Below are 11,317 nucleotides of genomic sequence, written 5' to 3'. Positions count from 1 at the left end.
ACCTGACTGTCCCGGCAGGCGATGCAACAGATGCCCTGCTAGAATCCCGCCCCATGCTGACCGTAACGCCCTCCATCATCATTCCCGAACCGGAGCTGGTCGAACGCTTCCTGCGTGCCGACGGCCCTGGCGGGCAGCATGTCAATCGCACCGAGAGTGCGGTGGAGCTGCGCTTTGACGTGGTCAATTCGCCCAGCCTTCCCGACGACGTCCGCGAGCGCCTGCTGGCGCGGGCCGATCGTCGGCTTACCACCGACGGTGTGCTGGTGATCCAGGCGCGCCGGTTTCGCGACCAGGCGCGCAATCGCGACGATGTGCGCGAGCGGCTGGCCGAGGTGATCCGAGGCGCCACCATCGTGCCGAAAAAGCGCCTGGCCACGCGGCCGACGCGTGCTTCGAAAGAACGCCGGCTTGCCGGCAAGCAGCAGCGCGGACAGGTCAAGGCCGGCCGGTCGCGGCCCAAGGGCGACGAATGAAGCCCCTACCCACCGTGCCCACGAATGTGCCGCGGATCCGCAGCAACTTCTGGCGTCGAGTGAGCGGCTTCGTATTGTCGATCAGCGGCTGGCAGCTCAAGGGCACGTTCCCCAACCTGCCGAAAATGATCGTGATCGGCGCGCCGCATTCGTCTTACTGGGACGGTGTATGGGGCGTGCTGCTGAAGGTGTATCACGGCATCGACATCGGCATCATGATCAAGCGCGAGGTGGTGGACGGCCCGCTTGGCGTGATCCTGCGCCCACTGGGCGCGGTGCCGATCGACCGTTCCGCCGCGACCAATATCGTGGACCAGATGAAGGAACGCTTCGGCTCGCGCGATCGCATGTGGCTGGGCATTACGCCGGAGGGTACGCGCAAGAAGGTCGTCCACTGGAAGTCCGGATTCCTGCGCATCGCCGAAGCCGCCAACGTGCCGTTGCTTCCGCTGTTCATCGACTATCCGTCGAAGAGCTTCACCCTGGGCGAACCCTTCTATCCCACGGGCGACCAGGATGCCGACATGAGTGCCATCCGCGCCCTTTTCCGCCCGTACGTCGGCAAGCACCGCAATACCGAGTGACGGAGTTTGAGGTTGGGGGTCAGAGTGAAACTCTGACCCCGCTGTTGCCGCTGTTGGTCACCGCTGCGAGTGGCCGGGCTCGTCGTAGTCGCGATGGCTGAGCAGGCCCGGACGAATCAGGTCGATGAAGGCGCGGGCTTCGGTGCTTAAGAATTTTCCCTTGCGCATGACCACGCCGTAGCTTCGCTGCGGGAAGAACTGGCGCATGTTGCGAATGGCGAGGGTCCCCTTGTCGGCATCGGACAGGCAGATGCTGGTGACGATGGAGATGCCCATGCCCTTGGCCACGTACTGCTTGATCACATCCCATCCACCCACTTCCATCGCCACCGTATAGGGCACCTGGCGCTGCTGGAACACCATGTCCACCATGCGGTGGGTGGTAAGGCGTTGCGGTGGAAGGATCAGGCCATAGGGTGAGAGATCCTCCAGGCGGATGCTTTCCTTCGCCGCCAGCGGGTGGCCCAGCGGCATGATCAGCATTGGATCGTATTGGTACACCGGCGCCCAGGCGATGTCGTTGGGTACGTCCAGCATCGAGCCGATGGCAAAATCCGCCTCATCGGCGCGGAGCATGGCCAGGCCGTCGCGGCCGGTGACGTTGGCCAGCTGCAACTGCACGGCCGGGTACTGCTCGCGATAGGCATGCACGATGTCGGGCAACAGGTAATGGATGGTGGACGTGCCCGCCGCCACCGTCAGCTTGCCCGCCTGTACGCCGCGGGTGCGGGCATGGAAATCCCGGTCGAGCGTATCCATGCCCTCGATCAGGGGCCGGGCCAGGTCGTAGAGGATTTCCCCGGCATCGGTGACCGTGATGCGCCGGCGGGTTCGCTCGAGCAACCGGGTACCCAGTTCCCGCTCCAGTGCCTTGATCTGCAGGCTGATCGACGGCTGCGACAGGAACAGCGACTCAGCCGCACGGGTGAGGGTTCCCAGCTTCACCGTCGCCACGAAAGCACGCAGCTGCTTCTGCCGGTTGCCCTTGTAATACAGGCGCTCAACATCCTCCGCAGCCTTGTTCAGGCGCAAACCCGTTACTTTTTGTCTTTTAGATTCAGGCATTTACCTATGACTTTAACAAAGACAATGTAACGAATTGAAACATTTGCTTTGTCAACTTAGCCCTTTTCACCGTAGCTTGCCAGTCAACGCAACGATATGGAACCAAGGGCCATGGCCGCAGCAGCCGAATATCTCGCCAATGAAACGATCCAGCTGACAGGCACGATGCAGGACGGCTTCGAAGCGATCCTCACCCCCGATGCCCTGACCTTCCTGGCCACCCTGCACCGCCGTTTCGACGGGCGCCGCCGGGAATTGCTGGCCGAGCGCATCCGCCGCCAGGCCAGCTTCGACGAAGGCCAGTTGCCCGACTTCCGCGACGACACCCGGGCCATCCGCGAGGGCGCCTGGTCGGTGGCACCGATTCCCGCCGCCCTGCAGGACCGCCGGGTGGAGATCACGGGGCCGGTGGAGCGGAAGATGATCATCAACGCGCTCAACTCCGGCGCGAAAGTGTTCATGGCCGACTTCGAAGATTCCAGTTCGCCCACCTGGGACAACCAGGTGCGCGGCCAGGCGAACCTGCGCGACGCGGTCAAGGGCAGCATCGAATTCACCAGCCCAGAGGGCAAGGTCTACCGTGTGGGCCCTGACCCCGCCGTGCTGATCGTCCGCCCCCGTGGCTGGCACCTGCCCGAGCGCAGCCTGAAGATCGACGGCACGGCCATCGCTGGCGCCCTGTTCGACTTCGGCCTGTTCGCCTTCCACAACGCCCGCGCCCTGAATGAGCGCGACCGCGGCCCCTACTTCTACCTGCCGAAGCTGCAGTCGATGGAGGAGGCGGCGCTCTGGAACGCCGTGATGGACCTGGCCGAGGGCGAGCTGGAACTACCGCGCGGCAGCATGAAGGCCACGGTGCTGATCGAAACGCTGCCGGCCGTGTTCCAGATGGATGAAATCCTGCATGCGCTGCGCACGCGCATCGTCGGGCTGAATTGCGGCCGATGGGATTACATTTTCTCGTACCTGAAAACCTTCCGTGACCACCGCGATCGCCTGCTGCCCGAGCGCGGCCAGGTGGTGATGACGGTGCCGTTCCTGAAAAGTTACTCGGAACTGTTGATCCGCACCTGCCATCGCCGCGGCGCGTTCGCCATGGGTGGCATGGCCGCGCAGATTCCCATTCGCAACGACGATGTCGCCAATGAAGCGGCGATGGCCAAGGTGCGTGCCGACAAGCTGCGTGAAGTCACCGCCGGCCACGACGGCACATGGGTGGCGCATCCGGCGCTGGTGCCGGTGGCCAAGGAAATCTTCGACGCCCACATGCCGATGCCCAACCAGGTGCATGTATTGCGTGGCGATGTCGAAGTCACCCGCGATCAGCTGATCGTGCCAGCCATCGGCACCGTGACCCGCGCGGGCTTCGACAACAACGTGGAAGTCTGCCTGCGCTATACGGCCAGTTGGCTGGGCGGCAATGGCTGCGTGCCCATCCATCACCTGATGGAGGACGCCGCCACCGCCGAGATCGCCCGCGCGCAGTTGTGGCAGTGGCTGCATCGCGGCCCAGTGGAATTCTCAGACCATGCGGTGATCGACTTCGCCCTGTTCGACCAGGCCCTGAACCGCCACGCGCACCTGTTGGCCAACAGCCGCGACCCGGGCCACGAATACGCCATGGAAGCGGCCGAACTGATTGGCCGCCTCACCCACGCCGACATCCTGGCGGACTTCCTCACCCTGCCCGCTTACGACCAGCTCGCCTGATGACCGCCGCACACTCTTTTCCGGAGCACACCATGAAGACGAATACCGCCGCCGAGATCAACCAGGCCTGGAACCAGGACTCCCGCTGGGAGGGCGTGTCGCGCCCCTATGGCGCCGAAGACGTGCTGCGCCTGCGCGGCAACGTGCAGGTGGAACACACGCTGGCCCGCCGCGGCGCCGAACGCCTGTGGCAGAGCCTGAAGACCGAGCCGTTCGTCAACGCGCTGGGCGCGCTCACCGGCAACCAGGCGATGCAACAGGCCAAGGCCGGCCTGAAGGCGATCTATCTCTCCGGCTGGCAGGTGGCCGCCGACGCCAACACGGCCGGCACCATGTATCCCGATCAATCGCTTTACCCGGTGGATTCGGTGCCCAACGTGGTGCGCAAGATCAACAAGACGCTCCTGCGCGCCGACCAGATCCACCACGCCGAAGGCAAGGACGATATCGACTGGATGCTGCCCATCGTGGCCGATGCCGAGGCGGGTTTCGGCGGCGTGCTCAACGCGTATGAACTGATGTCGCACATGATCGAGGCCGGCGCCGCCGGCGTGCATTTCGAAGACCAGCTCGCCAGCGCCAAGAAGTGCGGTCACATGGGCGGCAAGGTGCTGGTGCCCACGCAGGAAGCGGTGCAGAAGCTCGTCGCGGCGCGTCTGGCGGCAGACGTGGCCGGCGTGCCTACGCTGATCGTGGCGCGAACCGATGCCATGGGCGCAGGCCTTGTGACCAGCGACGTTGACGACCACGACAAGCCGTTCCTCACCGGCAAGCGCACGGTGGAAGGCTTCTACGAAAGCACGCAGGGCATAAGCCAAGCCATCGCCCGTGGCCTGGCCTATGCGCCCTACGCGGACCTCATCTGGTGCGAAACCTCCACGCCCGACCTGGCCCAGGCGCGCCAGTTCGCCGAAGCCATCAAGGCCAAATTCCCCGGCAAGATGCTGGCCTATAACTGTTCACCCAGCTTCAACTGGAAGAAGAACCTCGACCACGACACCATCGCAAGTTTCCAGAAGGACCTGGCCGCCTTGGGCTACACCTTCCAGTTCATCACCCTGGCCGGCTTCCACGCGCTGAACCATTCGATGTTCCAGCTGGCCCGCGGGTATCGCGATCGCCAGATGGAAGCCTATGTGGAGTTGCAGGAGGCTGAATTCGCCGCCGAGAAGGACGGCTATACCGCCGCCAAGCACCAGCGCGAAGTGGGTACCGGCTACTTCGACCAGGTGAACCAGGTGATCGCGGGTGGCCTCAGTTCGTTGTCGGCGCTGTCGGGGTCGACGGAGGAGGAACAGTTCCATCCGCGGGCCAGCGCGGCTTGACGGTTGGGGGCTGGGGGTTAGGGGTCAGAGTAATTACTCTGACCCCGGGCCTCGTTCCCGCCCTGCCGCCCATCCCCTGGCAAACGCCACCAGGTCGGGGAAGAACGTACGGAAGCGCGGCCACAGCTCGCCCTCCAGCGCCAGCAACACCGGCATCGATTCGCCTAATGGATTTTCCCGGCTCAGCCGATGCGACATGCCGGCCAGCGCGCGGCCCAGCGCGTCGGCGCGGGCGTAGTTCGCAGGCAGGCCCTCGCGTTCCATGTAGCTGACGAACCCGCGCATGCGCTCGGGCAGGATGCCAGCACGCTCGCGCAGCAACGCGCGCACGCCATCGGAATAGTCCTGCAGCGGCACGTCGCTCCAGCGATTGAAATCCCGCGCCAGGCAATGGTCGAACCACATGTCCAGCAGGATCCCGGCATAACGCCGGAACGGCGCCTGGAACAAGCCGCGCGCCTGGACCACCGCCGGGTGGCGGTCGGTGAAGGTGTCGACGGCCCGGTGCAGCACGATCCCGCGCCGCACCCCTTCCGGAAGCGAGGGATCAGGTGCGCCCCGCACGAAATCGCCCATCATTCCGCCCAGGCGCAGGTCATCGTCGGCGCCGCCAAGGAAAGCGTGGGCAAGGATATTCAAAGTGTCGCACCCGGCCGGAAGGATCCGGCCGCAGCTAGTAGAATGGCCTCCATGAACGAACCTCTCGTGGATGCACCGGATACCTTCCCGGCCCAAGCCTTCAGCTTCGCCCTCGCCGGCCCCGCCGGCAAGCTCGAAGTGACCACCGATGCCGCCGATCCGGCCGAAGCCCGGCGCGGCACCGTGGTGATCTGCCACCCGCATCCGCTGCAGGGCGGCACCATGCACAACAAGGTGGTCACCATGCTCGAGCGCTCCCTGCGCGAATCGGGCCTGGACACCGCACGCTTCAACTTCCGCGGCGTGGGTGCTTCGGAGGGCGAGTTCGACAACGGCCTGGGCGAGGGCGACGACCTCGCCGCCGTGGTCGAATGGGCGCGGCGCGTGCATCCGGGCGATGCCCTGTGGCTGGCGGGGTTCTCCTTCGGTAGCTTCGTCTCGATCTCGAACGCGGTGCGCCTGCACGCGGACGCCCTGGTCAGCATCGCGCCGCCCGCTGGCCGCTGGGATTTCTCCAGCCTGCGCACGCCCACCTGCCCCTGGCTGATCGTGCAGGGCGAGGAAGACGAAGTCGTCGACCCGCAAACCGTCTACGACTGGATCGACAGCCTCGATGCGGAGCCCGTGCTGGTGCGCATGCCCGAGACCAGCCACTTCTTCCACCGCCGACTGATGGACCTGCGCGGTGCAGTGAAGCACGGGGTAAAGGACTGGCTGCCGCCAGCGCGCCAGGGATGAGTTGCGATGACGTAACCCCCAGCCTTCGCTACCGCGAGGGCGTGACCGGCCACCGCTGGGAATCGGATCCCGCGCAATTGGGCGTGTTGCCCGAATTCGATCGCATGCATGCGGCGCTTTGCCAGAAGCAGGACAACGGCGGCTTCTTCGGCAAGATCAAGACGCTCCTGGGGGATACCCGCGAGCCGGTACAGGGCCTGTACCTCTGGGGCAGCGTCGGCCGCGGCAAGACCTTCCTGATGGACATGTTCGTGGCGAGCATGCCCCGGGGCATGGTGCTGCGGCGGCACTTCCATCGCTTCATGGGCGAAACCCACGAAGCCATGCGCGCGCTGGGCGAACGCGCCGATCCGCTCGTGGAGGTAGCTGCAGGCATCGCGGCGAAGGCGCGCGTGCTGTGCCTGGACGAATTCCTGGTCAATGACATCGGCGATGCGATGATCCTGGCGAATTTGCTCGAAGCCTTGTTCGAGCGCGGCGTATCGCTGGTCACCACCTCCAACACGCCGCCCGGGAACCTGTACAGGGACGGCCTGCAGCGTGCGCGCTTCCTGCCAGCCATCGCCCTGATCGAGAAGCACTGCAAGGTGCACGAAATGGCCTCCCCGCGCGACTGGCGCCTGCGCGCCCTCGCCCAGGCGCCTGTGTACCTGGTGCCACCGGGGGCTGAAGCCGAACGTTCGCTCGCGCGCATTTTCGGTGCCCAGGCCACGGGTGACGTCGCCGATGGCGGCGCCCTTGAGATCCACGCCCGCCAGATTCCCGTGCGCAAACGCGCGGCGAACATCGCCTGGTTCGATTTCGCGGACCTCTGCGAAGGGCCCCGCGGGGTGGCCGACTACATCGAACTGGCGCGCCGCTACCCGATGGTGATGGTGTCCAACGTGCCGCAGTTCACCGTATACACCGAGAACGAGGCCAAGCGCTTCGTGCTGCTGGTGGACGAGTTCTACGATCGCCAGGTCAAGCTGGTGCTGTCGGCCGCGGCGCCCATCACCGAGCTCTACGACGGTGAGCGCGTGCGCGCGGAGTTCGCCCGCACCGAATCGCGCCTGATAGAAATGCAGAGCGAGGAATACCTCGCCCGCGAGCATCGGCCGGTCTAGTTCCGGCCGAAGAAACCATCGAAGGCGGCGATCGTGCGCTCGACGCCGTCGTCGCCGACATCCAGGTGCGTCACCAGGCGCACGTTGGGCAGGTAGCCGATGCTCACGCGCACGTCGGCGGCGCGCAGGTGTGCATCGAGCGCCTGCAGGCGGTCCACCGGCACGCGGACAAACACCATGTTGGTGTGCTGCGCATCCACCGTCATGCCCTTGAGGCCACGCAAGCCTTCGGCCAGCCGCGCCGCACGCGCATGGTCGTCGATCAGCCTTGCCACATGGTGGTCCAGCGCATACAGGCACGCGGCGGCCAGCATGCCCGCCTGGCGCCAGCCGCCGCCGGTCACCTTGCGCCAGCGGCGGGCACGGTCGATCAAGGCGGTGGATCCGACCAGCACTGAGCCCACCGGCGCACCGAGTCCCTTGGAGAAGCACACCGATACGCTGTCGAAGCCGGCGGCCACCTCGCGCGCCTGCACGCCGTAGGCCGTGGCGGCGTTGAACAACCGCGCACCGTCCAGATGCAGGCCAAGCCCGCGGCGACGGGCAAATTCCTGCGCCTCGCGCACATACTGGCGCGGTAGCGCGCGACCGTGCCAGGTGTTCTCCAGCGCCAGCAGGCGCGTACGGGCGAAATGCGGGTCCACCGGCTTCACCGCCGCTTCGAGATCGGCGATGGCCAGCGATCCGTCGCTCTGGTGCGCAATCGGCTGCGGCTGGATCGACCCAAGCACCGCCGCGCCGCCGCCTTCGAATTTATAGGTGTGGGCATCGGCGCCCACCAGGTATTCATCGCCCCGCTCGCAATGTGCCATCAGCCCAAGCAGGTTGCTTTGCGTACCACTGGGGACGAACAGCCCCGCCTGGAACCCCAGTTCCGCGGCCAATCGCTCCTGCAGGGCATTGACGGTGGGGTCTTCACCATACACGTCGTCGCCCACGGGCGCATCGAGCATGGCCTCGCGCATGGCCCCGGTAGGTCGGGTGACGGTGTCGCTACGCAGGTCGATGATCGCCATGGCTGCCTACACATTCTTAAAGACTTTGATATTACGGCGCCACTTCGCCTTACACAACGCAAGGCGCCCGCATTTTCCTTCGTAGAATTCAGATATTTCTTATAGGCCCTGAGCTATTCCTCGAATAGGGTCACGGCCACTTTTGCCTGCAACGAGATCCCATATGGATATGAGGAGTTCGAGCGCCGCCATGGATGGGTTCAGTAGGAAGGAAGGCCGCGTCGGCAGCGTTGCTTTTCTTACCATTCTCGCCTTGGCCATGTTGCCAACGGTCAGCCGCACCGCTTTGGGCCTGCTCCACGGCCTGCCGCTATGGCTAACCGTCCTGGCGTTGATCAACCGGCGCCGAGCCGTGGCGATCCTCCTATTTCCACTGGTTTTGTGTCTTCCGGCCGTTCTTTATTATCAGCACGCTTATCGCATGGCACCTGGGTTGAGCCTCTGGTTGATTCTTCTCGACAGCAGCGGATCGGAAGTCGTCGAGTATCTCGCCGGCTTCGCTCTTCCCCTGGTGATCTGGATAACGGTAGCTACACTGACCTTCATTACCGTGGTGCGACGTATTGACGGACCGATATTCCGGCACCGGACGATGCGATTCGCATGCGCGGCGTCCTTTCTGGTTCCATCGATAGGTATGGTCGGCCTCGGTGGTTCGAAAGGGTCGCTTGCCGAGAGCGCCAACAGGTATTTCCACAATTCCTTCCCGTGGAGCGTATTAGCCGGGCGCGCGCAAGCAAGAAGAGAGCTGGCCCTGTTTGCGGGCGCCGAACGCGAGGCGGCTGCATCAAGCACTGTGGTTGCGCAGAAAATCGACAATACAGGCGGTCCGCGCACGGTCGTCCTGGTGATCGGGGAGAGCGCACGGCGCGACCGGCATGGCATCTTTGGCTATACAACACCCACCACGAGAATCGTCGAAGGTATCGATGGCGTGGCCGCCTTTTCGGACGCGGTGACACTACATCCGTACACCGTGGATGCGGTTCCGGTGATCGTTGCCAGGCATGACCGGCTTGCTCCATCAGCCGTCCGCACGCCAAATCTGGTAAGCCTGTTCGCAGCAGCGGGGTTTCGCACGAGCTGGATCAGCAATCAGGCAGCCATGGGCGCTGACGACAGCCTGGTGTCAGTTTACGCGAAGTATGCCGATGATCGTTGGTTTTCACGCGCGGTGAGCCGTTCGGGAGCAACTTCGCTCGACGAGGATTTATTGCCAAGGTTCCGTTCCGAGCTTGCCGCAACGTCTGATGACAAGTTCATCGTGATGCATCTCTATGGCAGTCACGAGAACTTCGAGAAGCGTTATCCCGCTTCATTCGCGATATTTCCCGATGCCTATGACAATAGCATCGCTTATACCGACTTCATCCTGGGGCAGATACTGATCGAGCTTCAAGCCCTGCCTGGTCGCAATGGGCTGCTCTACGTCGCCGACCATGGCTTGAAGCTTGGCGAGTGCGACGGGCGCAGCGAACACTACGACATCAAACAAGCTTTTGAAGTCCCGCTATATATGTGGACCTCGGTGAGCTGGCGCGAGGCATATCCCCAGAAATGGTTGCATGCACTTTCCAATCGCGACGCTCCGGTGACAACGCTTTACGCGTTTGACACCTTGGTGGATATGGGAGGACTGACTTACCCCCAATATCAGGCCGGCATGTCGCTATTTTCTGAACGTCCCGATGCATCAGCGCGAAAAGTCCATACATTCGCCGGAGCCGTGGACTATGACCATGGCGCCAACGATGCGTTCTGCCACCTCGTGCCGACCCCAGCCGTACCGTGATTGGCGCGGCGCGCATGGGAATAAGTATTTATCGCGCCGGCCGAAAGGTTTAGGGTGTGAGTCGTCGGACCATGCCAGGGATATCCCAATGACGACAGACCCATCCAGCGGCAACACCAGCGCGCCCATCGTCGTGGTGATGGGCGTGTCAGGCTCGGGCAAGACCACCATCGGCCAGTTGCTGGCCACGCGGACGGAGCGCGACTTCGTCGATTCCGACCAGCTGCACACGCCCGAAAGCGTGGCGAAGATGCGTGAAGGCATCCCCCTTACCGACGACGACCGCGAACCCTGGCTCGAGGCCATCGAAGGCGTGATCAACCGTCACCGCGACACCGGGCGCGGCCTGGTGCTGGCAGCTTCGGCGCTGAAGGGCATCTATCGCGAGCGCCTCGCAGGCCCCGGAACGGTATTCGTGTTCCTGCATGGCACGCCGGCCTTGCTGCGCGAGCGCCTGGCCACCCGCAAAGGCCATTTCTTCGATCCGCATCTGCTCGACAGCCAACTGGCGACTCTGGAAGAACCGCATGGCGATGATATCTATCGCGCGGAGATCGACCAGACACCCACGCACATCGTCGATGGTTTCCTCACCTGGCTGGCCCACCGGCCCGCGTGACTACTTCGGGAAGTCGCTGATGATGCGCGTGGCCAGGGCCGGGTAATTCTGGTCGAAGTGATGCGTGCCGGGCATCGGGTGCACCACCACCCACTTCGGTAAAGCCTTGTCGGTGCAGATCGAGTCGTCGAAATCGTCCGCGCCCCAATAGCACGCCACGGGCGGCTTGCCGCTCAACGCAGCGATGGGAGGGATGGCCGGGGTGTGTGGGATCGGATTCAGCCATTGGGTAATGATGCGTGCCTTG

General features: G+C 64.1%; 12 protein-coding genes. 8 read left to right on the top strand and 4 right to left on the bottom strand.

Annotated features, from left to right (window positions below; genetic code table 11):
* Positions 1-53 precede the first annotated feature (53 nt).
* Positions 54-476 (top strand): alternative ribosome rescue aminoacyl-tRNA hydrolase ArfB, encoded by a 423-nt coding sequence (arfB, locus tag VK519_RS08195; protein WP_324348899.1) that lies wholly within the window; start codon positions 54-56, stop codon positions 474-476.
* Entirely contained in the window at positions 473-1,060 is a 588-nt protein-coding gene (locus VK519_RS08190) for a 1-acyl-sn-glycerol-3-phosphate acyltransferase (RefSeq protein WP_324348895.1), read from the top strand. Before arfB ends, VK519_RS08190 begins: the two co-directional genes overlap by 4 nt.
* A 57-nt stretch (positions 1,061-1,117) precedes the next feature.
* Here the strand turns inward: VK519_RS08190 and VK519_RS08185 are convergent, their stop codons facing one another.
* Positions 1,118-2,092 (bottom strand): LysR family transcriptional regulator, encoded by a 975-nt coding sequence (locus tag VK519_RS08185; protein ID WP_324348893.1) that lies wholly within the window; start codon positions 2,090-2,092, stop codon positions 1,118-1,120.
* A gap of 144 nt (positions 2,093-2,236) precedes the next feature.
* Here VK519_RS08185 and aceB point away from each other — a divergent pair, with 144 nt between their 5' ends.
* Positions 2,237-3,835, top strand: a complete 1,599-nt coding sequence (aceB, locus tag VK519_RS08180; RefSeq protein WP_414692716.1) for a malate synthase A — start codon at positions 2,237-2,239, stop codon at positions 3,833-3,835.
* Between the two features lie 32 nt (positions 3,836-3,867).
* Positions 3,868-5,160 carry an isocitrate lyase gene (aceA, locus tag VK519_RS08175; RefSeq protein WP_324348892.1) on the top strand — a complete coding sequence of 431 codons (1,293 nt, stop codon included), beginning with the start codon at positions 3,868-3,870 and terminating at the stop codon, positions 5,158-5,160.
* Between the two features lie 33 nt (positions 5,161-5,193).
* Here aceA and VK519_RS08170 read toward each other — a convergent pair whose 3' ends face one another.
* A complete protein-coding gene (locus VK519_RS08170; protein WP_324348891.1) occupies positions 5,194-5,799 on the bottom strand; it encodes an acyl carrier protein phosphodiesterase in 606 nt (201 codons plus the stop codon).
* Positions 5,800-5,850: 51 nt separating this feature from the next.
* On the opposite strand from VK519_RS08170, the gene VK519_RS08165 reads away from it, so the two are divergent.
* A complete protein-coding gene (locus VK519_RS08165; protein WP_324348889.1) occupies positions 5,851-6,537 on the top strand; it encodes an alpha/beta hydrolase in 687 nt (228 codons plus the stop codon).
* Positions 6,534-7,643 carry a cell division protein ZapE gene (gene zapE / locus VK519_RS08160; RefSeq protein ID WP_324348887.1) on the top strand — a complete coding sequence of 370 codons (1,110 nt, stop codon included), beginning with the start codon at positions 6,534-6,536 and terminating at the stop codon, positions 7,641-7,643. The genes VK519_RS08165 and zapE overlap by 4 nt, the downstream gene beginning before the upstream one ends.
* Here the strand turns inward: zapE and ltaE are convergent.
* Positions 7,640-8,659 carry a low-specificity L-threonine aldolase gene (ltaE, locus tag VK519_RS08155; protein WP_324348885.1) on the bottom strand — a complete coding sequence of 340 codons (1,020 nt, stop codon included), beginning with the start codon at positions 8,657-8,659 and terminating at the stop codon, positions 7,640-7,642. The two genes, zapE and ltaE, sit on opposite strands and share 4 nt — an antisense overlap.
* 190 nt (positions 8,660-8,849) lie before the next feature.
* Between ltaE and VK519_RS08150 the strand changes: the two genes are divergently transcribed.
* Complete coding sequence (locus VK519_RS08150) at positions 8,850-10,451, top strand: phosphoethanolamine transferase (RefSeq protein WP_324348884.1); 1,602 nt, start codon at positions 8,850-8,852, stop codon at positions 10,449-10,451.
* Positions 10,452-10,539: 88 nt separating this feature from the next.
* Complete coding sequence (locus VK519_RS08145; RefSeq protein WP_324348883.1) at positions 10,540-11,070, top strand: gluconokinase; 531 nt, start codon at positions 10,540-10,542, stop codon at positions 11,068-11,070.
* On the opposite strand, the gene VK519_RS08140 is transcribed toward VK519_RS08145, so the two are convergent.
* Positions 11,071-11,317: AcvB/VirJ family lysyl-phosphatidylglycerol hydrolase (locus tag VK519_RS08140; RefSeq protein WP_324348882.1), on the bottom strand; the 247-nt coding region annotated here is incomplete at its 5' end.

This window comes from Pinirhizobacter sp., from assembly GCF_035317885.1.
Lineage (GTDB): Bacteria > Pseudomonadota > Gammaproteobacteria > Xanthomonadales > Rhodanobacteraceae > Pinirhizobacter.
The sequence above is the reverse complement of the archived record's forward strand: the minus strand, read 5'-3'. Positions and strand labels throughout refer to the sequence as shown.